This window comes from Nocardia sp. NPDC059180, from assembly GCF_042754945.1.
Taxonomy (GTDB): Bacteria; Actinomycetota; Actinomycetes; order Mycobacteriales; family Mycobacteriaceae; genus Nocardia.
In genome coordinates this window covers 909,286-932,882 of record NZ_JBHZBU010000001.1, presented here as the reverse complement: position 1 = coordinate 932,882, position 23,597 = coordinate 909,286, and the positions used below count along the sequence as shown (strand labels likewise).

The following is a 23,597-nucleotide window of genomic DNA, read 5'->3' as shown; positions in this document are numbered from 1 at the left end:
TTCCAGGGCGGCTGGTTTCACGGGGGATCATGACCAACTACACAGATTCACAACGCAGGTACGCGCATATCGAGCGCGGAACCCTGAATGAAGGTCCGGCCGGCGCTGAGTGCGGCCGCACACTCGAATACGCCGTCGCGTACCCGACCACGCGTGTCAAGCCCTATCTACTGGTCAATTTCCACGGCATGGTGACGCGGCCCAAGTACCAGCCCCCGATCTTCGGCCGCTTCGCCTCATCGGCGGAGCTGGGCGCGATCACCGTCTTCGTCTCCGACCCGGTATTACGGATGCATCCAGAATCCCGTATCGGCTGGTTCCTCCAGGCCGAGCCGATGTCGGATGATCTGCTCCGGTTGGCGGTCGACCTCGCCCGGCGAAACGATCTCGCGGCCATTGTCTGGAACGGATGGTCTGCGGGCGGATATGCCGCCATTCGCTACGCGTGGCGAGCATCGTCGGAGTCGATACCGTCGATGGCCTTCGCATATGCGCCACAGAACTACCCTCCGGACCTTTCCTGGTGGGAGAACTATCACTCGTCGCTTCCCGCCGAGCTGGCATCCGATCCGTACGGCGAACCGACCGGCGACAGCCCGCGACGCCCGCTGCCCCGCCGGATCTGCACGCTGTTCGAAGAAGAATTCCGCAACGACTGCTTCTGGGCCGCGATTCGCGCCAATAATGGCGATGTCGCCCATATCGTGGAGCACCTCCGCCCGATCATCACCTCGGCGGGCGATTCGGATCGGCTGGATTGGGAGGTGCTACGCAATGGTCTCGGGCATGGCGAAGAGTCCAACGAGATCTTCTGGGAGGAATTCGAGATCGCGACGACTCGGTGGTGGAACTCGGAACGACCCGACGTGCAGGCCACACATCGAATCAGCCGATGACAGGATCCGACAGATCAGCCGGGATCAGCGGGGGAAACAGCAGACAACGCGGACGGTCGGAGGATAGGTCATTCCAGGCGGCGGGATTATCCGGCGTCACCGGCACCATTTTGCCGAGCCTCGTATCCGCGAGCGCGCGGCAAGCGACCAAGGTCGCTCCGTGATGACGGAAGACCCGCGCCAGCCGGGTGGCAGTCGCTTTGTGCACAGCCATCTCCCCGGACGTCGCCGCCTTGAGAAAAGCGGGCGGCACGTCACTCAGCAAGGACACCGGAATCTGGTCGGGAAGCCTCAGGAAGTAGTACGTGGGTGTGATGAGCGGACGCGGCACGAGGTAGATCCAGTCCGTCCCGTAGGGGCGAAGATTGGACAACATCGCAAAAGCGAACTCGAGGCGGACTCCGACAACGACGGCACCCACCGTTCCCGCCAGCATCACCAGCAGCGGGGCAATCCCGACGGCCACCGCCACGCCTGCATCGACCTTCGCCAACGAAATCCAGGACAGTACACCGAAGCACAACGCCGCGCACAGTTCGTTCACCAGCCCAGCCCGCCGGCTCGAGTATTGCCAGGTGCACTGCCATGCCCCGGTCGCAGCCACCAGCATCGCGAGGTAGACAACGAATGCGGGACCGGTCGAAACGACTCGATCGACAACCCGCTCGACCGAAACCGGCTGCGAAAGCACGACCAACGCCAACCACACTGCCGCGGCGACCATGGAGAATTCGAAGTTGCCTGAGATCCCGAACGCGAAGTGAAGCACCAAGCCCACTACGAGACACCAGAGCAGCGGGGCGCCGCTGATCATCGCCACGGCGAGAACGATCTCCACTGCCGGCACCACCACCATGGCGGCAGAGCTCAGCAGCCGACGCAGGCTTTCCGGAGTACGAGCGAGCAGGGCGGAATTGTTGTTCAGGTTCAGCTCGACAACACGCCGGCCGAGGCTGCGGTCACCGCGAAGGTAGCCGCGGTTCAGCTTCGAGATTCCGGCGGCCGCATACATCGCCGCAAGTATCGCCGCGGTCGCCGCCGCTGCCGATGCCCGATCGGAGCTCAGGGACAGCGTCACGATCGTGACGACGGCCAGAAACGAGTGATTGGATACCCGGAGGTTCTTACACAGCAGCCAGAACCCGAGCAGACCGATGACGACGACGTTCCGGAGTAGATCGCGCTCACCCAGGGTCACCAACGCCAGGCTGAGGCACGGCGGAGCTGCGACGTTGCCGATCAACACCAGCCGGGGCGGTAACGCGATGCCGAACACCGGCGAGAAGTTCCAGCTCAGTGCCCGGCGGCCGAGCATAAGATACTTCGTGACCGCGAACGTGTTGAGCGGCAACGAAACGATGAAAGCGGCCTGCACCGCACTGATCATGGCCATTCAATCGGCTCGGCGCGTCTGCGTCGGCCCTGGTATCCCGCCGCGGCGGTCGGCTGCCGCACCCGGCAGTAGCACCTTGATCACGGAGAGGTCCGCGCGCATCCCAGGATGGGTCAGATCGAGAAGCACCGGCTCGAACCCGGTGACCGACACTGCACGATGCGCCGCTTCGGCGAGGTCGTCGGTGATGGTGTCGCCATCGATCGCACGAAACCCGTACTCCGCGAGCGCTTCCTGCACCGTACTCGAGCCGCTCACCGTCGACCGTCGCGGGCCGGCGGCAAGGTGCTCCCACACCGGTACAACCGGCAGGTCGTCGCGAGTACCCGATATTCCGGTCAGCCGGGTCTGCGCTGCCTCACTGAGGGCGCGGCTCATCGCGATCGCGCTGTCGCCATGCGTACCCGCCCCTGCGCATTCGAGCGGAAATTCGTGTGAGAAGACGCTCGCGATGAACGTCGGCACACCGAAACGGGAAGGAATGGCGTCCAGTGTGACCTCCCACCCGGCTTCCAGCATGCGCTCGATCAGGAATGCGCAGTGCGTGTCCCGCACCGACCGCAGGTCGATCGGAATCCGATCCCCGGCCTCGCCGAGGCGGGCGCTGCTGTCGCGTTCGAAGATCTCGTAGAGCCCGTGCAGAGCCGCTTCGTCCGCGTTGTTGCCCGACGCAAGCCCCGAGCTCGTCTCCCGAAAAGCATTCATGCGGAAGTCGCACCGCGCGAAGCTGATATCGACGAGACCTCGCGGAACGGCAGTCGGCTCGCGGGAGATCATGGTCGTTGCCGGGTAGTACTCGAGTACCTCGTCCACCAGCAGCGGACGACAGAGATGGCTGCCGAATTCCGAGGTCACTCCGTATCCCAGGTCGCGCCTGCCGTGCCACTCGCGCATCGTCGGGAGGTCGATATTCTCGGCGTGCCAGGTTTCGAGTGATTCCATCGCGGCCGATATCTTCGCCAGCGGGCGACTGGCACCTTTGCCCTGCGACACCGACAACGATTCCGACAGCGGCCGGACCGCCATCGCCACCGGAATCCGAACGTAGTCGAGGTCGGTCACGTCGGCGACCCTGGTGATGCCTGCCGTCTGGAGATGCGGTGCTATCCGGCGCCAGGTCTGGTCCGCGGTGCGCGTTCGTGCGGTGCCGTCCAGTCGAATTTTCGGCGCAAGTTCACGGTCGTCGATCGGTATGCGCATCGGTGGTCCCCCGGAGTATGTCGTGATGGCTGAAGATGAAGCGTCGCAGTGCTCGGCGTGCCTGCTTCACGCCGGTGAACCCCCGACGGCGACACTCGTCCTCGAGAGTCGGGCCCGATGCCCAGAGTTCGCGCAGCAGCTCGTCCGCGACCTCCGCTTTGAGCTGTCTGGACCCAGGGATGTTCCGTTCCGATTCCGCATGCTGGGCCGTACGTACCCGGGACACATCCGCTGCGGATTCCGCCGACAGTAGGATCGCCACCGTCCGAGCGTCCGCCAGAGCGTAGCGAGGAAGGAATACCTGGGGTATGCAATCCGGCGCCCCGGCGGGCGTCATCGATCGTAATCGGTCGCTCATACTTCGGCCCCGTGACGAATCGTAGGGGTGGTCGGATACGTATTCCAGGTACTTCAGCCAGATGGCCGGAAATTCCGCACAGTAGAGTTGCTGGTATTCGACCCTGGCGACGAGTCGACCCGAATCGATCGCATCGTTTTGCCACTGATAGAAATACGGGGTTCGCCAATCCGCCGTCGCCAGCTGCGTCCGACGGCCATTTGATGCGGTATCAGAGAAATGCGCGTGCCGGAGCGCAGTGAGAGCGTCGAGCTTCTTGATGTCGTGCTCTTCACACAGCTTTTTGTCCGGCAGAAGAGCCGACGAAACCGTCGCGCCGAATTCCGCATCGATCACATTGACGAGCGCCGATCCAGAGCGCTCGACGTAGAAGATTTCGCGGGCGATCGCAATGATCCGGTCGGCAACGGTCGAATCGAATCCACCGTGCTGTACGGCATACCGGATATTCACCATCGGAATGCTCAGCGGCCGCCATCCGTGCTCATCATCGAGATGTGCAACCGCGACTTCGGCGTCGGAATCGACCTCGCCTTGCAGATACCATCGGCCGACGGTTCCGACGACTTCCATCCCGAAGCGGAACAGCTCGGCACCCCTGATCGCGCCGATGCTGCTGGCACCGATCACCCGCGCACCGGCATCCAGAGCATGCAGATACTCCTTGTGCCGAAGCGCGGGGTTTTGATGGTAGAGACCATCGATGACGACGACGGTCTCATCCGGTCCGAGTGCTGAACCGAAAAGGTCTCCATGCTTGATCGGCGGCCGTAGCACAGTAATTGTATTGTGCTCTCGATCGAATTCGGCCACGTCATCCCGGTTCAGAGTCGGACCGGCATACACCGTGACATTTCCCCCCACTGCTTTCACCCTTCTCCTGGCCCGGATCCATGCAAACATTGCGGGCAGGCAATAGAATCGCCTGCCCGCAATGAATGCCAGTTAGTCGGCCTCGGCCGTGGCGGCGTTGTTGGTCCGAACCACTGCGGTCGGATCCTCGAAGATCTTGTCGAATTCCTCGACCGTAATGTACTTCTCGACCGTGGTAGCAAGCGAAGTGCTCATGATTTCCCTCCCTTCAGTTCTCGACTGAGTGATCAATGATCACCCTTCGGACGTTAGCAAGACTTTCCGACCTCGACCAGTGACACATGACTTCTCGGTCGAGGGGCAGCACGGCGCCGGTTCGGCACGCATCCTGTGGCCGCCGCACGAACGCGGGCCGATACTGATCGCTGCGATCGCAACCATTGACATGGATCGCAGGACACCCGCCTCCTAGCTGGCCAATCTTTCCTCGAAAGCTCCAAAATGAGAGGCTCGCAACGGGTTCAGCCCTCCGATATGTGCGATTCGGGCTACCGAAAAGCGGCCCGCGCTTCCTCAAATGTGATGTATATCACTCCCTTTCTGTGACGGGCGGGCAGAGCGTTCGCGAAGCGCACGGCCATGGCTACGATCGAAAACGGCGTTCACCGTTGGCCTCTGCGTCGCGGATCGGCCGATCGAGAAATGGGGAGTTCTCATGCGGTATTCCGACTATGACCTGATGGTGCTCGAAGCGTTCGACGACCACCTGCGGGAGTCCTATCGGGTTCCCTCGTACATCGACCTCAGGGGGGTGCGGCACGAATGGCTGCGGTATCTGATTCTGCGGATCGCGGTCGTGTCCAAGGAGACTGGAACAGCGGTAGACGCCGGCAATGCCGGTCGACTCCTCCCCGTACTCGCTCGTCGTGTTTTCGACGACGACCCCGTCATCTGGCGCGGCATAGTTGCCCCGCAGATCTCGGTCTGCCTCGATGAAGCCGACCGCCTACACAAAGCGCTGGCGGATGGCGGCGCCGAACCCGACCGTATCGAACCGGGAATCGGCGATCCGCATCGTTGTGGCCGGACGACCACCAGAGTCTGCAAGAGAGGTGCGTTTCAGTACTACAAGCCCGGCCGCTTCTCGCGCCGTGAAACGCTGACTGCTTTTTTCGAGGCGGCCGATATCTCGGCGTCCATCCACATCCCGCCCGATACCCCGATGCTCGACGGCTACCTTCAGGACGCGGTTCCGGAACCGTCGCACCCTGTTTCGGACGAGGAGTTCTGGTATCGAGCAGGGATTTTCGCTGCCGCCGCCGACTGCCTGGGGATCATCGATCTGCATTACGGCAATATCGCGCCCACCGATGGCGCGGTTGCGATCATCGACGACGAGACCGTTCTCGCCATGAGCCCCTTCGAGCGCGAGCGAAACCTGCTGACCACCTTGCTGCTTCAGGATCCGAGCACGGCCGGATCGGAAGTATCGGCTGGGTTCATGGCGCTCTCGACCCCCGGCGTATCGAGATATTTCCCGTCACTGCAGGAGTCGGGTCCGGACCGTCGACTCACCGTTCGGATGACCACCCGGCTCGATAGCAAGCCGACCCCGCTCGGCCGTCACTTCCAGGGGCTTCGCGGGTACATCGACGAGTTCGTCGCGGGTTTGTCGCACGGATACGCCAACGTTCGCCGGAACAGGAACGCAGTCGAAGACGCCCTGCGGTCCTGCCCGCGAGAGTCGCTGTCTCGGGCGCTGGTGTACTCGACTCCTGGATACGCGCGACTGTCGGCGCAGATCGCCGTTTCCCCGTCCGCTGCCTCCTACCGCGAGATCCACGATCGCTTGGTCGAGGAGCTCGGCCGGCATCCGCGCACCACCGTCGGCCCCGAGATCATCGCCTCGGAAGCCCGTCAACTACTCAGCGGCGACATCCCCCTGTTCAGTATCGATCCGCACTCGAACCACATCGTCGACGGCGCCGGCCGAGTAGGTCGGGCTCGACGCGCACCGATCGACGAATCGCGCCGACGAATACTTGCCCTCGACCGGAGCTACGCGGTAGCGCAGGCTCGGATCGTGGCGCGGTGCTGTTCGGTCGAGCAGCTCGCAGCTGCGGACGGCACGGAATCGACAACCGCGACGGAGGTGCCGGCGTGACTACGGTCTCGGAGGACGACCGGTCGGAGGTCCTGAAGGTTGCCGATTTTCGCAACCTCTGGCTGGCGAACGGTTTTCGCGACGCATCCGGGGAGATCGCGGGCTTCGCGCTGCCGATCACCGCAGTAGTCCTGTTGGGCGCGTCGCCGGTGCAGATGGCATTCATCGCGATGTGCGCCAATATCGGATATCTACTGTTCGGGCTTCCGGCTGGCGTATGGGTCGACCGGATGCCCAAGCGCACTGTGCTGTCGGCCGCCGAGACGGCATATGTGCTCGCCCTCGCGAGCATCCCCATCGCGTATCTCGCCGATTCGCTCACCGTGGTTCAGCTCATGCTGGTTGCGGTAATACTGAGCATCGCAGGAGTGTTCTTCGGGATAGCGCATCTGAGCGTGCTACCGCTGATCCTGCCGAAGAAGCGGGTGTCCGACGCCAAGGCGCGGCTGACCACATCGTCCACGTCCATCAGCGTCATCGCGCCCGCGGCGGCGGGCGCGGCCGCCCAATCCATCGCAGCTCCCGTCCTCTACGGCGTCGCGGCAGCGTGTCAGCTGGTGTCTGCGGTACTGGTCCGGCGCATCCATCCGGTCGAACCGTCTCCGCCGGAGCAGGTTCGGCGCAACTTCCGCGCCGAGATCGCCGATGGCGTCCGGATCGTATTCCGCCAGCCTCTGCTGCGCCTGCTGCTCGGTCAAACAGCTGTGAACAACCTCGGCGCCGGAATCATGATCGCGGTGATGGCATATTTCTTGCTCGACACTCTTGCCATCGAGCCGTGGTTGTTCGGAGCGTTGTCTGCCGTCGGTGCGGTCTCCGGCTTCGTCGCGTCCTTGGTATGCCCCTGGCTACGGCGGCGGTTCGGCGAAATCCGGATGACGATGCTGTTCTCGGGACTGGCGCCGGTCGCGATGTTGTTCCTGCCCTTGGCCGGTGTGCTGCGTGATCAGGCGATCGTATTGATCGCGATCGGGCAGATACTTCTCGGAACGGCCCTGGTCGGCCGTTCGGTGGCGGTCGCAGGGCTACGCGCACGTGTCACCCCGAACCGGTATCTGAGCCGCGTCACCGCCGCGGCGGCGGTCGTCACACAGGGCGCGACACCACTCGGCACCGTCGCCGGTGGGTTACTCGCCGGAGTGTGGTCGGCGCCGACAGCACTGTGGGTCGGCGTCGCCGTCATGACGGTTCCGATCGTGATGCTGCTCCGGTCACCACTACGCGCGCATCCGACCCTGCCTCCCGAATGGGAGATCGACGACTGAGCACCCGTCCCGGATGTTTGCGAGCGACCGAAGCCGCCCGCAATTCTGCAACATGTTCTACGAGGCGACCAAGGGCATCAGCCGCCGCAGCTGATCGAGATCGCCCACCGAGACGAGCATCATCGTGACACCTGACGCCTCCCAGACCCCGATCTGCTTACGCACCTCGTCCTCGTTGCCGATGATCGTGGTGTCGAGCACCATCTCGTCGGGCACCACGGCCGCCGCCTCGGCCTTACGGCCGGCCTGGAAGAGCTTGCCGATTTCCTCGACCTCGCGCTCGTAGCCCATTCGCCGGTAGACCTGCGCGTGGAAGTTGAGTTCGGGCGCGCCCATGCCGCCGATGTAGAGCGACATCACCCAGCGCAGCCGTTCGATCTCGCTCGCCGGATCGTCGGTGACGATCACCTGGGCGCTGGCGGCGATCTCGAAGGTCTCGCGGGTGCGGCGGGCGCCAGGGCGGGCAAAGCCTTCGTCGAGCCACTCGTTGTACATCCCGGCGAGCCGGGGGGCGTAGTAGATGGCCAGCCAGCCGTCGGCGATCTCGGCGGTCAGTGCGACGTTTTTCGGACCTTCCGCACCCAGCCAGATCGGCAAATCCGCACGTAGCGGGTGCACGATCGGCTTGAGCGGCTTACCGAGGCCGGTCGAGCCGGGACCGGTGAAGGGCAGCGTGTAGTTCGGCCCGTCGCTGACGACGGGCGCCTCCCGCGCGAGCACCTTGCGGATGATGTCGACGTACTCCCTGGTGCGCTGCAACGGCTTGGCGAACGGCTGCCCGTACCACCCCTCCACCACCTGCGGACCGGAGACGCCGAGCCCGAGAATGGCGCGACCGCCGCTGAGATGGTCCAGTGTCAGCGCATGCATCGCGGTCGCGGCGGGGGTACGCGCGGACAGCTGCGCGACGGAGGTACCCAGCCGGACCCGGCTGGTCGACGACCCCCACCATGCCAGCGGACCGAACGCGTCCGATCCCCACGACTCGGCCGCGAACACCGCGTCGAAGCCGGCTTGCTCGGCGGCGACCACCAATTCACCGACCTGCTGCGGCGGCGCCGCACCCCAGTATCCGAGCTGCAATCCGAACCGCATATCGGTCCCCTTTCCGGTCCATTGCTTGCCAGCAGAATAAGAACCTGTTCTACTCGATATCGTGACTCATGGGAATACTGCACCCACGGCAATCACGCAGGATCGCCCGCCCGGATTGGAACCGAGCGACGTACTCAGCGCGCCGCTGCGAATGAAATTCGACTACACCCGCTCGGTGGGCCCGACCATCGGGACGTTCCTCACCGGGCTGCGCGATCGCCGCATCGTCGGCGTGCGCGGCTCGGACGGCCGGGTGCTGGTTCCGCCGTCGGAATACGATCCGGTGACAGCCGATCCGCTCAGCGAGTTCGTCGACGTCGCCGATGTCGGCACCGTCGTCTCCTGGACCTGGGTGCGTGATCCACTGCCTGGTCAGCCCTTCGATCGCCCGTTCGCCTACGCGCTGGTCAAGCTCGACGGCGCCGACACCGCACTGCTGCACGCGGTGGATGTGGCGAGCCCGGAGCAGATCAGCACCGGCATGCGCGTTCGCGCCCGCTGGGCCGCCGAGACCACCGGCACCATCCACGACATCGCCTGCTTCGAGCCCGGCGAAACCTCCACCGCCGGTGCGCAAACCCGGGCCTCGGACGCCGAGCCGGTCACCATGATCGTGACGCCGGTGGATATGAGCTACAAGCACACGGCCTCCCCACAGGAGACGGTGTATCTGCGTGGGCTCAAGGAAGGCAAGCTCATCGGCGGCCGCACCGACGCCGGGGACAAGGTCTACTTCCCGCCGCGTGGCGCCAATCCGACCACCGGCAGGCCAACCGACGACATGGTCGAACTGGCCGATACCGGTACGGTCACCACCTTCTGCATCGTCAACGTGCCGTTCCTCGGGCAGCGGATCAAGCCGCCCTACGTCGCCGCCTACGTCCTGCTCGACGGCGCCGACATTCCGGTGCTGCACCTGGTACTCGGGTGCGCGGCCGACGAGGTCCGAATGGGCATGCGGGTGCGCGCGGTGTGGAAGCCGCGCGAGGAGTGGGGTTACGGCCTGGAGAACGTCGACCACTTCGAGCCCTCCGGCGAGCCGGATGCCGATTACGAAACCTACAAGCATCACCTGTGAGAGGGCTCCCGAGTGACCATCACCGAGCGTTCGACCGATAACGCCACCGACATCGCCGTCGTCGGCTTCGCGCACGCGCCCCATGTGCGGGAGACCTTCGGCACCACCAACGGTGTGGAAATGCTGCAGCCGTGCTTCCAGCAGCTCTACGACCAGCTCGGCATCACCAAGTCCGATATCGACTTCTGGTGCTCCGGCTCCTCCGATTACCTCGCCGGACGAGCCTTCTCGTTCATCTCGGCGGTCGACACGATCGGCGCGGTTCCACCGATCAACGAATCGCACGTCGAGATGGACGCGGCCTGGGCCATGTACGAAGCGTGGGTGAAGCTGCGCTCCGGCCAGGCCCGCACCGCCCTGGTGTACGGCTTCGGCAAGTCCTCCGCGGGCACACTGCGCCAGATCCTGTCGATGCAACTGGATCCGTATCTGGTGACGCCATTGTGGCCGGATTCGCTGTCCATCGCGGGTTTGCAGGCGAGGGCAGGTCTGGATGCCGGCCGCTGGAGCGAACGCGATATGGCCGCGGTCTCGCGGGCACATCGCACCGGCGGCACCTCCGTCGACGACCTGCTTGCGGGTCCCTACGTGGCGGATCCCTTGCGTGAGCACGACATCGCGCCGATCACCGACGGCGCGGCTGCCATCGTGCTCGCGGTGGGTGACCGGGCCCGCGAACTGTGCGAACGCCCGGCATGGATCACCGGTATGTCGCACCGGATCGACTCCTCGGCCCTCGGCGGGCGCGATCTGACCGTCTCGCCGTCGACGCAGGCCGCCGCGCACGCGGTGACCGGCGGCGACACCAGCGGTATCGATATCGCCGAGCTGCACGCTCCGTTCAGCCATCAGGAGTTGATCCTTGCCGAGGCGATCGGTCTCGACAAGCGCACCAGGGTCAATCCCTCCGGTGGCGCGCTGGCAGGCAATCCCATGTTCGCGGCCGGGCTCGAGCGCATCGGTTACGCGGCGAAGGAAATCATGGCAGGCACCGCCGAGCGCGCGCTGGCGCACGCCACCAGCGGGCCCGCGCTGCAACAAAACCTTGTGACCGTTCTGGATTCGGAGGCTGGCCGATGAGTTTCCCGGCTGCGGTGCTGGGCACCGGACAAACCCATCACGTGACGAAACGCAGTGATGTGTCGATGGCGGGCATGGTCCGCGAAGCCATCGATCGCGCGCTGGCCGACGCCGACCTCACCATGGCCGATATCGACGCGGTCGTGATCGGCAAGGCGCCGGACATGTTCGAGGGCGTGATGATGCCCGAGCTGTACCTCGCCGACGCACTCGGCGCACCGGGCAAACCCCTGCTTCGCGTGCACACCGCGGGGTCGGTGGGTGGCTCGACCGGCGTCGTCGCCGCCAACCTGGTCCAGGGCGGCGTGCACGAGCGGGTGCTCGCGGTGGCGTGGGAGAAGCAGTCGGAGTCGAATGCCATGTGGGCGTTGTCGATTCCGGTGCCGTTCACCATGCCGGTCGGCGCGGGCGCGGGTGGCTACTTCGCACCGCATGTGCGCTCCTACATCCGCCGTTCGAACGCACCTGGCCATATCGGCGCGATGGTGGCGGCCAAGGATCGGCGCAATGGCGCCAAGAACCCGTACGCGCATTTGAAGCAGCCCGATATCACCATGGAATCGGTGCTGGCCTCGCAGATGCTGTGGGATCCGATCCGCTTCGACGAGACCTGCCCCTCCTCCGACGGCGCGTGCGCGGTCGTGATCGGTGGCGAGAAGTCGGCTGCGGCAGTGGAAGCGTCGGGTAAGAAGGTGGCGTGGGTGCACGCGACCGCCATGCGGACCGAACCCACCACCTTCTCCGGGCGTGATCAGGTCAATCCGCAGGCCGGTCGCGACGCGGCCGCCGCACTGTGGAAGCAGGCGGGCATCACCGACCCGCTCAGCGAGATCGACGCCGCCGAGATCTATGTCCCGTTCTCCTGGTTCGAGCCGATGTGGCTGGAGAACCTCGGATTCGCCGCACCGGGTGACGGCTGGAAGCTCACCGACAAGGGTGAAACCGAAATCGGCGGAACGCTGCCGGTGAACCCGTCGGGCGGTGTGTTGTCGTCGAACCCGATCGGCGCCTCCGGCATGATCCGTTTCGCCGAGGCCGCCAAGCAGGTGATGGGCCGGGCAGGCGCCTGTCAGGTGGACAATGCGCGCAAGGCACTCGGACACGCCTACGGCGGTGGGTCGCAGTACTTCTCGATGTGGGTGGTCGGCTCGGAGCGTCCGGCATGAAGTTCACCGTCGGTATCGCACTGAGCCCGCTCGAGCAGCTTCCCGAGCTGGCTCGCACCGCGGAAGAATGCGGCTTCTCCTCGATCGCGCTGCCCGATTCGCTGTTCTATATGAAATCGGCGGCGGCGAAGTATCCTTACACCCCCGACGGCAGCCGTTTCTGGGGTCCGGAGACGCCGTGGGTCGATCCGCTGATCGCCGCGACCGCTATGGCCGCGGTGACCAGCCGGATCCGCTTCTACACCAACGTCCTCAAGCTCGGCTCCCGCAATCCGCTGCTGCTGGCCCGCCAGGTCGGCTCGGTGGCCAATATGTCCGGCAACCGGTTCGGGTTCGGTGTCGGCATCGGCTGGGCGCCGGAGGAATTCGAGTGGTGCGGCGTGCCCTTCGCGCGACGCGGTGCCAGGGTTGACGAGATGATCGAGGTCATCAAGCTGGTCCTGGACGGCGGGATGGTCGAGTACCACGGTGAGTTCTTCGATTTCGATCCGTTGCAGATGAGCCCGGCGCCGACCGAACCGGTGCCGTTCTACATCGGCGGCCACACCGACGCGGCCCTGCGCCGGGCGGCGCGGGTCGGCGACGGCTGGACCTCGGCCATGATGAAGTTCGACCAGCTCCGCGAAACCATCGACACGCTGGGGCGGTTGCGCACGGAGTACGGTCGTGCCGATAAGCCGTTCGAGATCCAGGCGGTCTGCATCGACAAGTTCGGCAGATCCGGGTACGAGGATCTGGCCGGCGCCAGTGTCACCGACGCGATCGTGGTCCCGTGGGTGATGGACGGCATCGGGTTCGACGGCGAACTGGAAGCAAAAAAGGAATCGTTGCGCAAGTTCGCGGCGGCGAATATCGACGATCCGATCATCTGAGGCCGACCAGAAGGGCTGCTATGACCGTCGACTCCTCCCCCATCACCGACCATCCGGCGCGCGCCGCAGGCAAGGCCTCCCAAGCCGCGGTGCGTGCCCGGGACAAAGAGGCCTGGCTCGATCTGTTCGCGGCCGATGGGATCGTCGAAGATCCGATCGGGCCTTCGGGATTCGATCCGGAAGGCGTCGGCCACCGTGGCCGCGACGCCATCTCGGCGTTCTGGGACAAGGCGATCGCGGCGACCGAATCCATCGAGTTCCTGTTCGGCGATTCGTTTGCCTGCGGTTCAGAAGTCGCGTTCACCGGGATCATCCGCAGCACGGTTGGTGGACACCTGATCGATGCCGAGGGCGTGTTCACCTACCGGGTCGACACGGCGGGCAAGATCGCCGCGTTGCGGGCGTACTGGGAGGTCGATCGAGCCATGGCGACGGCGCGAAAGGCCGGCTGAGCCGCACGACCGGATCGGCTGAGCCTGCACCCAGAGCGACGCTCAGGAGCGAAAAGTAACGACAATGCCCCTCGATCCGCGGATCGAGGGGCATTGTCGTTACGGTTGACCGGCAGCGATTGTCAGTCGGCGGACTGGGCGGTGACCGGAGCAGTCTTGTAATCGACCTGGAATTCCTTGATGCCGTTGAGCCAACCCGAACGCAGTCGCTTCGCATCGCCGAGCTTGCTGATATCGGGCAGATGATCGGCGATCGCATTGAAGATCAGATCGACCTCGAGGCGGGCCAGGTTCGCGCCGACGCAGAAGTGCGCGCCGGTACCGCCGAAGGACAGGTGCTGGTTGTCCTCGCGCATGATGTCGAACTTCTCCGGATTCGCGAAGACGTCCTCATCGAAGTTGGCCGAGCGGTACAGCATGACCACCCGCTGGCCCTTCTTGATCTGCACGCCGCCGAGCTCGACATCCTCCAGCGCGGTGCGCTGGAACGAGGTCACCGGGGTGGCCCAGCGAATGATCTCATCAGCCGCGGTGGCCGGGCGTTCCTTCTTGAACAGCTCCCACTGATCGGGGTGCTCCAGGAAGGCGATCATGCCGTGAGTGATGGCGTTGCGGGTGGTCTCGTTACCCGCCACCGCCAGCATGATGACGAAGAACCCGAATTCCTCCTCCGAGAGCTTGTCGCCATCGATATCGGCCTCGATCAGCGTGGTCACGATGTCATCGGCCGGATTCTGCTTACGGTCTGCGGCCATCTGATAGGCGTAGCCGAGAATTTCCGCCGATGCCACGACCGGGTCGGCGGTACTGTCGGGATCGTCGTAACTGGTCATATCGTTGGACCAGTTGAAGACCCGCATGCGATCTTCCTGCGGGACGCCGATGAGTTCGGCGATGGCCTGCAGCGGCAGTTCGCAGGCGATCTGGGTGACGAAGTCGCCGGAACCGGACTCGGCAGCAGCCTTCACGATGGACTCGGCACGCGCCGAGAGTTCGGCGCGCAAGCTGTTGATCGCACGCGGCGTGAACCCACGGGAAATGATCTTGCGGAGTTTGGTGTGCTCAGGCGCGTCCTTGTTGATCAGGACGAACCGCTGCAGCTCGATCTGCTCGCGGGTGATGTCGTCGTTGAATCGCGGAATCGCGGTGTTCTCATAAGTGGAGAACACATCGCTGCGCCGCGAGACCTCCTTGACATCGGCGTGCTTGCTGACGACCCAGAACCCGTCGTCATGGAATCCGCCGACCTCCGGCGGCTGCGGATTCCACCAGACCGGAGCGGCCCGGCGCAGCTCGGCATACTCCTCGACCGGAATACGGTGGGCATAGATTTCGGGATCGGTGACATCGAATCCGTCCGGCACGTCGGGCCGAACCGTTCGAGGGGCTACCACCAGTTGCCTCCTTCGCGTTACCGCGACCGCGGACACCACGGGCCAGTGAATCCATTCGACCACGGAACTGGAACACGTTCTACAATTATTGAAGCACAGGCGGGAAAACTAGGGAAGAAACCGGACAGATCCGCCCGTGACAAGTGTCAAGAACACGTTCCAGTTCTGTCCCTGAGGAAAGGTTGGAGATGGGTACACCCGTCATCGTCGAAGCCGCCCGCACCCCGATCGGCAAGCGCCGCGGCTGGCTGTCCGGCCTGCACGCGTCCGAACTCATCGGCGCCGCCCAGCGGGGTCTGCTCGACCGCGCACACCTCGACCCCGCCCTCGTCGAGCAGGTCATCGGCGGCTGCGTCACCCAGGCGGGCGAGCAGTCCAACAACGTCACCCGAGTGGGCTGGCTGCACGCCGGGCTCCCCTGGCAGGTCGGCTGCACCACCATCGACGCCCAGTGCGGTTCGGCCCAGCAGGCCAACCACCTCATCGCGGGCCTCATCGCCACCGATGCCATCGAGATCGGCATGGCCTGTGGCGTCGAGGCCATGAGCCGGGTTCCACTCGGCGCCAACGTCGGCGAGAACGCGGGCCCGCGCAGGCCCGCGTCGTGGGATATCGATCTGCCCAACCAGTTCGAGGCCGCCGAACGAATTGCCAAGCGACGCGGCATCACCCGTGACGACGTCGACGCGCTCGGCGTGCGCTCGCAGCGACTGGCCGCGCAGGCCTGGGCCGAGGGCCGCTTCGACCGCGAGGTGCTCACCGTGACCGCGCCGGTCGCCGATAAGGAAGGCAACCTCACCGGCGAGAAGATGGACGTCACCCGCGACCAGGGTCTGCGCGAGACCACCACGGAGAGCCTGGCCGGCCTGAAGCCGGTACTCGAGGGCGGCATCCACACCGCGGGTACGTCCTCGCAGATCTCCGACGGTGCCGCCGCGGTACTGCTGATGGATGAAAAGGCCGCGCGCCGCGAAGGTTTGACCCCGCGGGCTCGCATCGTCACCCAGTGCCTGGTCGGCTCGGAACCCGAATTCCACCTCGACGGCCCGGTGCAGGCCACTACCCGTCTGCTGGAGCGGTCGGGCATGAGCATCGGCGATATCGATCTGTTCGAGATCAACGAGGCGTTCGCCTCGGTGCCGCTGTCATGGGCGTCGGTGCACAAGCCCGATATGGACCGGGTGAACGTCAACGGTGGCGCCATCGCGCTCGGCCATCCGGTCGGCTCCACCGGATCCCGCCTCATCACAACGGCTTTGCACGAGCTGGAGCGTTCCGACCGCAGCATCGCAATGGTGCTCATGTGTGCCGGTGGCGCACTAGCGACAGGCACGATCATCGAGCGGTTGTAGGCCTTTCAACCAATTCCCCGGTGTAAGTTGAACGTTCATCTCGGGGGCGGCAAAACGTGTCGTACGCCACACAAAGATCGGTACAGATGAGTAGATGAGGTGTCAGCTATCTTGCGGCTACCGCCGGTCCGACCGGGAAGAACCCCGCGACGGGCTAGAACTTGCTGGCAGGACGGCTCCACAAGAGCCGTTGGTGGAACCCGCAAACGCCACGCTCGGAGCCTCTGCACTGGATACCGACCTGGAAGCTTCAAGGAAATTCGGAATCAGGCGTAGGTTTTCAGTTACTGAGCCGCTAATATCAATGATACGTATCCGAGATAACGACTGTTAGTACAGCGAAGGGAATTGGGCGGCTCACAATGGCTGATTTCGCGGCGCGGCTGAACAAGCTGTTCGAAACCGTGCATCCCCCGGGGCGTAAGCCGCACACGAACGCGGAGGTCGCAGCTGCGCTGACGGCCTCAGGGCATCCGATCTCCAAACCGTACCTGTCACAGTTGCGGTCCGGGCAGCGGACCAATCCGTCGGACGAGACGGTGGCCGCGTTGGCGAAGTTCTTCAAGGTCAAGCCGGACTACTTCTTCAACGACATCTACGCCGCCAAGATCGACCATGATCTAGAACTGCTGTCGCAGTTGCAGGGTTACGGGCTGCGCCGGCTGTCGAGCCGGGCATTCGATCTGTCCGAAGAATCTCAGAATCTACTCACGTCCATGGCGGAGAAACTCCGGGCAAGTGAAGGTTTGCCCGAAGTTCCTCCGGACGGGACCGAATAGACTCTCGCACACCACAACACAGTGCGACCCATTGGGTCGCACTGTGTTGTGTTATGTGATCGGCGCCACTTCACAGCGAATCCGCACGACGAGGACGGCCGAAAACTGCTGCCCCGGAGCGTGAGCCGCGCCAGAGCAGCGGAAAGGCCGGAATCGGACCGTCGGGATCAGCGCTGCGCGTCGGCCGCGGTCGGCGTTTTCTGCTGCTCGCGGGCGGTGGTATCGAAGGCCTGCGCGATCGCGTTGACCCAACCGCGCGGGCTCACGCCCTCGGGCGGTGCGATCCAGCGAGCGTCGACCACCACGTCGCCGAGCGGGTTTCGCGCCCATCGTGCGACACGATCGGCACGCTGGGTCACCGAGGTCGGCGGATCACCGGCCGACACGATCTCCACGCCACCACCCGATTGCAGGTAGAGCGCGTCCATGATCTGCGCGACTCGGTCGGAAGCCTTCAACTGCGTGGACGTTCCGCCTTGCTCATGCGCGACGACCTCGGGGAAGCGCTTGACCAGCACCCGGTGCAGCAGCTCGATGCGTCGCAGCAGCAGCCGCGCGCGCACCCACAACTCGATCACGATCCACACCGCGCCGAAGGCGATCAACAGGCTCGCGATCTGCCACGTAGGCCAACCCCAGTCCGCCACACCAGGTTCGGCGCGTGGGGCGTCGATGGCGGCGCGACGGATCTCGAGTGCCGCCATCACCGCCACCACAGCGGTACCCGCGGTGTAGATCGCGATACCGCGCCCGAGCGCGGTCCAGTCCAGGTTGCGCAGACCGGTGACGACGATGAACAGCCCACCCAGCGCCACGATCACCCAGCCGACGACATGCGTCCAGGCCAGGGTTGTCGCGGCCGCGACGGCGCCGACCGCGTAGATGGCCAGCGCGATCTGGCGCAGGTTACGGCGCGAGACGACCGGCCATGCGGCCGAGGCGACCACCGACGTCGCCGTGGTGAACAGCAGCCACGCCGCGACAACGACGCCGTCGGAGAGCATCCCGGAGCGCAGACCGTCCGGTAGCAGGTTGTCGACCGCAAGTCCCACATCGGGAATCGCGACGGTGGCGGCGAGCGCGACCGCGGACACCGCGATCACGATGGCTACCCGGGCGGTGGTCGCGGGCTTGACCAGCACGCGCCCCACCCGCGCACCGGCTGCCACCCAGACCAGCATGGCCGTCAACCAGAAGGTCATCCAAGAGCCTCATCGAATCGAAGGACCGAGACGCCCGCGCCCCGGTTGTTGAATACGCGCAGCCGCGTCATCAGCATCGCGGCGAAGGTCTCGGCCTCCCACTCGGCCTGTTCGTCCTCGCCGTCGTCGACGATCTGCTGATGAGCGCGCTGGCTCAGCATGTAGGCGATCAGATCGTCGCTGGCTTCCAGCGTCACCTCCGGTGCGGGCGCACCCTCGTGGTCGAACACGATGTGCCCCAACTCGTGTGCGAGGGTGTGCTCGCGACTCGGCAGCGCGGTGGCAAGCACGATCACGTCTTTGTCCGGATAGAAGCGGCGCTGACCGCATACACCGGGGCCGAGGTCGGCATCGGCGATCTCGATCATGCGTTTGCGCTCGGCGGCGATGGCGAGCACCACCTCGTCGAGGGTGGTGGCGTCGAAATCGGCCGCCACCGCGCATACCGCGTCCACCGCCGCGGCGACCCGGCGGTAGGACCGCGAACCACTCTGCGCCTTACTCTGTGTCATCGCCGATCACGCACCCGTTCCGAAGAATTGCGCGCGCGCGGCATCGATCCGCGCCTGCGCCGCCGACGCACTCTGGAAGCTCACCGCACCGGAACCTGCTCCGGCCAGCGTGAGTGCGATCAGACCACCGATCACCGTCAGCATCTTCGGCGCAGGCAGACCGTCCTCGGCGCTGGTGTTGCGCACGTCCGGGTCCGACGGCGCGGCCATCGCGGGCGGTGACGCCGGAGCGGGGGCCGCGGCAGGCGGTGCGGGCGCGGGCGGAACAGCGGCGGGGGCGGGTGGTGCGACCACCGGCACGACCGGAATCGCCGGAACCACCGGTGCGATCACCGGCGGCGCGGGCACCGGTACCGGCGGAATGGCCAGCGGAGGCAGCGCGGGGACCGCGGGAACCGGCGGGATGGGAATCAGCAGCAACAGCAGCGGGGACGCCGAGCCGACCGCTGCGGAGCCGACGGCCGCCGAACCAACCGCAGCCGAACCCGTTGCGGCCGAACCGATTCCCGCAGAACCGAGGGCGGCTGAACCGACAGCCGCCGAACCCGTACCGAGGGCACCGACACCGGCTGAGCCGACAGCGGCCGAACCCGTACCGAGGGCCGCCGATCCGGTGCCGAGCGCAGCGGAACCAGTGGCGAGGGCGCCGACCCCAGCGGAACCGACTGCGGCCGAACCGGTTCCGAGCGCACCGACGCCCGCCGATCCGACTGCCGCCGAACCCGTGCCGAGCGCAGCACCCAGCCCGACCGAACCGAAACCGAGAATCGTACCGAGAGAGGAGGATCCGGCGGCGAGACCGGCACCGAGGCCTGCCGAGCCCGCGGCAGCGGAGCCGGCGGCTGCGGAGCCCGCAGCGGCTGATCCGGCTCCAGCCGAGCCGGTACCGGGACCGGCGACGTCTGTCGGTTCGATGCCCGCGTCGACCGATTGCCGACCGGGGATGGTCAGGGGTTGCCATTCCTCGCCCTGATCATCGACCGGGACGGCTCCGTTGGTCGCGTTCGCCCCGTTGCCGATACTCGGCGCGGCACCATTCCCCGCGTTCGCGTCAGGGGCGTTGCCGGCATTGGCACCAGGGGCATTGCCCGCATCGGCGCCAGCGGCGTTGCCTGAGTTCGTGGCCGGTCCGTTCCCCGCGTTCGCCCCCGGGTCGGCTCCGGCGCCGCTGCCCGTGTTCGGCAGCAGGCCGTTGCCCACGTTCGCCGGGTTCGGCACGGCACCATTGCCCGGATTCGGGGCGCTGTTCCCGCCCTGCCCGGAACCACCGGGCTGGGCCTCGGCCGCTACCGGCCCGAGTAGCCCGAGGCAGCCGACGGCCCCCGCTACCGCGAGCACACGCGTAAAGCGACCAATGGCCATGCGACGGCCTTCCCCTCATAGAGACTGCGCAGAACTTCGCCCGGCCACACGCACACCCCGGACTCCAACAACGGTTGCCCATAGTAAACCGTGGGCTCCCGACCGCGCAGGAGTACCGCCCCCTCCAGGGCCGCGATCGACCGGGCATTCAGATCGCCTGGACGGCGTAAACCACGTCTGTCGAGGCCGGAGGCTCGCCACGCGGACCCCGGCGGGAGGGACCTGACGGTCGGTTTGCTGGCGAGTCCGATTCCGCGACCGCCGAACCCCTGGGTATGCAGTCCGTCACAACGTCAGCCGAGGCACGTCCCGGCTCCGGCGCAAAACGGCCGCCGCATCCGCCTACTACACCCCACACCCGGCGGGCATCGGATGGTTCGGGTAGCGACTCGACGAGGCAACCGCGACCGGCGGGCGACGGCGACCCGGATCTTCCGATGGCAGCCGAAACACACCGGTGGCGGACCGGAAGTCCCGGTCCGCCACCGCAGAGCGTTCTAGTGCTCGCCGATTACGCGCCGTAGACCGGCTCGGCCGGGTTGGCCTTGGCGAGCAGGTCGGCGACGACCGGGCCGAGTTCGGCCGGGTCCCAGCGGGCGCCGCGGTCGACGGGGATCCCGTGGCGCCAGCCCTCGGCGACGGCGACCTTGCCGCCTTCGACCTCGAACATGCGGCCGGTCACGCCTGCGGATTCGGGGCTGCCGAGCCAGACGACCAGCGGGGAGACGTTCTCGGGGGCCATGGCGTCGAAGCCCTCCTCGGGTGCGGCCATGTCGTCGGCGAAGACCGTTTCGGTCATTCGGGTGCGGGCGGCCGGGGCGATGGCGTTGACGGTGACGCCGTAGCGGCCGAATTCGGCGGACGCGGTGAGGGTCAGACCCGCGATTCCGGCTTTGGCCGCGCCGTAGTTGCCCTGGCCGACGCTGCCCTGCAGACCGGCACCGGAGCTGGTGTTGATGATGCGGGCATCGACCGGGCGGCCCGCCTTGGACTCACCGCGCCAGTATTCGATGGCGTGACGCATGGTGGCGAAATGGCCCTTGAGGTGCACGCGGATCACGGCGTCCCATTCGTCCTCGGCCAGGTTGACCAGCATCCGGTCGCGTACGAAACCGGCATTGTTGACCAGCACATCGAGTCCGCCGAAGGTGTCGACGGCCTGGCGGATGAGCCGGCGCGCACCTTCCCAGTCGGCGATGTCGTCACCGTTGGCGACGGCCTCGCCACCGAGCGCACGGATCTCGGCGACGACCTGTTCGGCCGGGGTCTCGCCGGTATCGGCGCCGTTGAGCGCGGAGCCGAGGTCGTTGACGACCACCTTCGCACCGGCCGCGGCAAACGCCAGCGCGTGCGCGCGGCCGATGCCTCGGCCGGCGCCGGTGATGATCACGGTACGTCCGGCGCAGATCCCACTGGTTTCCATCGTGTTCCTAATCTCTTTCGCAGCGGTCGGTGGTGGGCGATCAGGCCGTCGGGGTATGCCGGTGGCGCTGACCAGGTCTGATCGGCTAGGGCTTCGGCGCGCCGTTCGGCGTGGCCGCGTTGGCTGCGTCCAGGAATGCCGGGCGCTCACCGCCGCCGTGCACCTCGAGCGTCGCCCCGCTGACGTAGCCGGCCAGCGGTGAGGCGAGGAAGGCCACGCAGCGGCCGATGTCTTCGGGGCGGGCCAGACGCCCGAGCGGAATGGTGGCTCCGACTGCCGCCACCCCGTCAGCGTCGCCGTAGTGCAGCTGGCTGAGTTCGGTTTCTACCGGGCCGACGGCCAGCGAGTTCACCCGGACCTTCGGCGCCCACTCCACGGCGAGCGAGGCGGTGAGGCTGTCGACGCCCGCCTTGGCAGCACCGTAGGCGGCGGTGCCCGGCGAGGCCCGGTGCGCACTGACGCTGGAGATATTGACGATGGAGCCGCCGTCCGGCTGCGCCTGCATCACCGCATTGGCGATCTGCGACACCAGCAGCGGCGCCAGCAGATTCAGCTCGATGATCTTGGCGTGGAAGTTCTTGCTCGCGTCGGCGGCCAGGGCGAAGGGGGCGCCGCCCGCATTGTTCACCAGGTGGTCGAGGCGGCCGTGGCGGGCGACGACGGTGTCGATCATCTCGCGCACCGCATCGCCGTCACGGACATCGCAGGGCAGGAATTCGGCCTGCCGTCCCTCGTACTCCACCGGGGCGTCTCCGGGACGGCGTGCGCAGGCCAGCACGGTCGCGCCCGCGGCGAGCAGGGCCCGGCTCACGCCCGCGCCAACGCCGCGAACACCGCCGGTTACCAGAACGACGCGTCCGGACAGATCGATTTCGAGTGCCACCGTGCTAACCTACCAAGCAATTGCTTGCTTAGCCAAGGTTCGCTCACGATGGGAACTGCGATGGGGATCAACCGTCACACCGAATCAACCGGCATCACCGTCATCACGGTCGACTATCCGCCGGTCAACGCCATACCCTCGGACGGCTGGTTCGCTCTCGCCGACGCTCTGCGCGAGGCAGGCCGCGATCCGGAGACCAAGGTGGTGGTCCTGCGCGCAGAGGGCCGCGGGTTCAACGCGGGCGTGGATATCAAGGAGATGAATCAGGACACCGGGCACACCGCCCTGATTCGCGCCAACCACGGATGCTTCGAGGCCTTCGCCGCCGTCTACGACTGCCAGGTCCCGGTGATCGCGGCCGTCAACGGCTTCTGCCTGGGCGGTGGCATCGGCCTGGTCGGCAACGCCGATATCGTCGTGGCCTCCGATGACGCCACCTTCGGTCTGCCCGAGGTCGACCGCGGTGCACTCGGGGCGGCCACCCATCTGTCGCGGCTGATCCCGCAGCACCTGATGCGGGCCATGTTCTACACGGCGGGCACCCTCACCGCGCAGCAGCTGCACCACTACGGCTCGGTGCTACAGGTCGTACCGCGCGCCGAGCTCGACGCCGCCGCGATGGACGTCGCCAAGAACATCGCCAACAAGGACGGCCGCGTCATCCGCGCCGCCAAGCGCGCGCTCAACGGCATCGACGTGCAGGACGTGCATCGCTCCTACCGCTATGAGCAGGGCTTCACCATGGAGCTCAACCTCGCCGGTGTGGCCGATGAGATCCGGGCGCGCTTCGACGACGATCTGGCCGCGCAGAAGAAAGGTAACTAGGAACTGTGCCTACCCACCCCGTCGGCTCCGCCG

At 65.9% G+C, this 23,597-nt stretch carries 22 protein-coding genes; 11 read left to right on the top strand and 11 right to left on the bottom strand.

What is annotated here, in order from left to right:
- Positions 1-29: 29 nt before the first annotated feature.
- Positions 30-896 carry a hypothetical protein gene (locus tag ACFXNW_RS04390; protein ID WP_379415788.1) on the top strand — a complete coding sequence of 289 codons (867 nt, stop codon included), beginning with the start codon at positions 30-32 and terminating at the stop codon, positions 894-896.
- Here the strand turns inward: ACFXNW_RS04390 and ACFXNW_RS04385 are convergent.
- The 4 genes from ACFXNW_RS04385 to ACFXNW_RS04370 all read right to left on the bottom strand — a co-directional run bounded on the left by ACFXNW_RS04385 (position 886) and on the right by ACFXNW_RS04370 (position 4,915).
- Entirely contained in the window at positions 886-2,283 is a 1,398-nt protein-coding gene (locus ACFXNW_RS04385; protein ID WP_379415786.1) for a hypothetical protein, read from the bottom strand. The genes ACFXNW_RS04390 and ACFXNW_RS04385 overlap by 11 nt on opposite strands.
- A gap of 6 nt (positions 2,284-2,289) precedes the next feature.
- On the bottom strand, positions 2,290-3,489 hold the full coding sequence (locus ACFXNW_RS04380; protein WP_379415785.1) for a YcaO-like family protein: 1,200 nt from the start codon (positions 3,487-3,489) through the stop codon (positions 2,290-2,292).
- Positions 3,464-4,660 (bottom strand): TfuA-like protein, encoded by a 1,197-nt coding sequence (locus tag ACFXNW_RS04375; RefSeq protein ID WP_379415784.1) that lies wholly within the window; start codon positions 4,658-4,660, stop codon positions 3,464-3,466. The genes ACFXNW_RS04380 and ACFXNW_RS04375 overlap by 26 nt, the downstream gene beginning before the upstream one ends.
- Positions 4,661-4,792: 132 nt before the next feature.
- Positions 4,793-4,915 carry a hypothetical protein gene (locus tag ACFXNW_RS04370; protein ID WP_379415783.1) on the bottom strand — a complete coding sequence of 41 codons (123 nt, stop codon included), beginning with the start codon at positions 4,913-4,915 and terminating at the stop codon, positions 4,793-4,795.
- 460 nt (positions 4,916-5,375) lie between these two features.
- Here ACFXNW_RS04370 and ACFXNW_RS04365 point away from each other — a divergent pair, with 460 nt between their 5' ends.
- Complete coding sequence (locus ACFXNW_RS04365; RefSeq protein WP_379415781.1) at positions 5,376-6,824, top strand: DUF4135 domain-containing protein; 1,449 nt, start codon at positions 5,376-5,378, stop codon at positions 6,822-6,824.
- Positions 6,821-8,089 (top strand): MFS transporter, encoded by a 1,269-nt coding sequence (locus ACFXNW_RS04360; RefSeq protein WP_379415780.1) that lies wholly within the window; start codon positions 6,821-6,823, stop codon positions 8,087-8,089. Before ACFXNW_RS04365 ends, ACFXNW_RS04360 begins: the two co-directional genes overlap by 4 nt.
- Before the next feature lie 57 nt (positions 8,090-8,146).
- On the opposite strand, the gene ACFXNW_RS04355 is transcribed toward ACFXNW_RS04360, so the two are convergent.
- Positions 8,147-9,184 carry an LLM class F420-dependent oxidoreductase gene (locus tag ACFXNW_RS04355; RefSeq protein ID WP_379415778.1) on the bottom strand — a complete coding sequence of 346 codons (1,038 nt, stop codon included), beginning with the start codon at positions 9,182-9,184 and terminating at the stop codon, positions 8,147-8,149.
- A 61-nt stretch (positions 9,185-9,245) separates the two neighbouring features.
- On the opposite strand from ACFXNW_RS04355, the gene ACFXNW_RS04350 reads away from it, so the two are divergent.
- From ACFXNW_RS04350 to ACFXNW_RS04330, 5 genes are read left to right on the top strand one after another with little or no spacing between them, the layout of a single operon-like run.
- The gene (locus tag ACFXNW_RS04350; RefSeq protein WP_379415777.1) at positions 9,246-10,262 is read left to right on the top strand and encodes a Zn-ribbon domain-containing OB-fold protein; all 1,017 of its coding nucleotides are present in this window, start codon (positions 9,246-9,248) and stop codon (positions 10,260-10,262) included.
- 12 nt (positions 10,263-10,274) lie between these two features.
- Complete coding sequence (locus ACFXNW_RS04345) at positions 10,275-11,342, top strand: thiolase domain-containing protein (RefSeq protein WP_379415776.1); 1,068 nt, start codon at positions 10,275-10,277, stop codon at positions 11,340-11,342.
- Positions 11,339-12,508: a thiolase domain-containing protein gene (locus tag ACFXNW_RS04340; protein ID WP_379415775.1), complete on the top strand. Its 1,170-nt coding sequence runs from the start codon at positions 11,339-11,341 to the stop codon at positions 12,506-12,508. Before ACFXNW_RS04345 ends, ACFXNW_RS04340 begins: the two co-directional genes overlap by 4 nt.
- Positions 12,505-13,380, top strand: a complete 876-nt coding sequence (locus tag ACFXNW_RS04335; RefSeq protein ID WP_379415774.1) for a TIGR03619 family F420-dependent LLM class oxidoreductase — start codon at positions 12,505-12,507, stop codon at positions 13,378-13,380. The genes ACFXNW_RS04340 and ACFXNW_RS04335 overlap by 4 nt, the downstream gene beginning before the upstream one ends.
- Before the next feature lie 20 nt (positions 13,381-13,400).
- Complete coding sequence (locus ACFXNW_RS04330; RefSeq protein WP_379415772.1) at positions 13,401-13,832, top strand: nuclear transport factor 2 family protein; 432 nt, start codon at positions 13,401-13,403, stop codon at positions 13,830-13,832.
- A 122-nt stretch (positions 13,833-13,954) separates the two neighbouring features.
- Here the strand turns inward: ACFXNW_RS04330 and ACFXNW_RS04325 are convergent, their stop codons facing one another.
- Positions 13,955-15,226 carry a cytochrome P450 gene (locus ACFXNW_RS04325; protein WP_379415770.1) on the bottom strand — a complete coding sequence of 424 codons (1,272 nt, stop codon included), beginning with the start codon at positions 15,224-15,226 and terminating at the stop codon, positions 13,955-13,957.
- Positions 15,227-15,414: 188 nt separating this feature from the next.
- On the opposite strand from ACFXNW_RS04325, the gene ACFXNW_RS04320 reads away from it, so the two are divergent.
- Positions 15,415-16,578, top strand: a complete 1,164-nt coding sequence (locus ACFXNW_RS04320; protein ID WP_379415768.1) for a steroid 3-ketoacyl-CoA thiolase — start codon at positions 15,415-15,417, stop codon at positions 16,576-16,578.
- A 362-nt stretch (positions 16,579-16,940) separates the two neighbouring features.
- The gene (locus ACFXNW_RS04315) at positions 16,941-17,357 is read left to right on the top strand and encodes a helix-turn-helix domain-containing protein (protein WP_014348820.1); all 417 of its coding nucleotides are present in this window, start codon (positions 16,941-16,943) and stop codon (positions 17,355-17,357) included.
- Between the two features lie 167 nt (positions 17,358-17,524).
- On the opposite strand, the gene ACFXNW_RS04310 is transcribed toward ACFXNW_RS04315, so the two are convergent.
- The 5 genes from ACFXNW_RS04310 to ACFXNW_RS04290 form a co-directional block, all read right to left on the bottom strand.
- Positions 17,525-18,559 carry a hypothetical protein gene (locus ACFXNW_RS04310; RefSeq protein ID WP_379415766.1) on the bottom strand — a complete coding sequence of 345 codons (1,035 nt, stop codon included), beginning with the start codon at positions 18,557-18,559 and terminating at the stop codon, positions 17,525-17,527.
- Positions 18,556-19,071 carry an ImmA/IrrE family metallo-endopeptidase gene (locus ACFXNW_RS04305; RefSeq protein WP_036532694.1) on the bottom strand — a complete coding sequence of 172 codons (516 nt, stop codon included), beginning with the start codon at positions 19,069-19,071 and terminating at the stop codon, positions 18,556-18,558. The genes ACFXNW_RS04310 and ACFXNW_RS04305 overlap by 4 nt, the downstream gene beginning before the upstream one ends.
- Before the next feature lie 6 nt (positions 19,072-19,077).
- Positions 19,078-20,433: a hypothetical protein gene (locus tag ACFXNW_RS04300; RefSeq protein ID WP_379415764.1), complete on the bottom strand. Its 1,356-nt coding sequence runs from the start codon at positions 20,431-20,433 to the stop codon at positions 19,078-19,080.
- 511 nt (positions 20,434-20,944) lie between these two features.
- A complete protein-coding gene (locus tag ACFXNW_RS04295) occupies positions 20,945-21,856 on the bottom strand; it encodes an SDR family oxidoreductase (RefSeq protein ID WP_379415763.1) in 912 nt (303 codons plus the stop codon).
- Positions 21,857-21,941: 85 nt separating this feature from the next.
- On the bottom strand, positions 21,942-22,739 hold the full coding sequence (locus ACFXNW_RS04290; protein WP_379415761.1) for an SDR family oxidoreductase: 798 nt from the start codon (positions 22,737-22,739) through the stop codon (positions 21,942-21,944).
- A 60-nt stretch (positions 22,740-22,799) separates the two neighbouring features.
- Here ACFXNW_RS04290 and ACFXNW_RS04285 point away from each other — a divergent pair, with 60 nt between their 5' ends.
- Entirely contained in the window at positions 22,800-23,564 is a 765-nt protein-coding gene (locus ACFXNW_RS04285) for an enoyl-CoA hydratase family protein (protein WP_379416293.1), read from the top strand.
- Positions 23,565-23,597 lie beyond the last annotated feature (33 nt).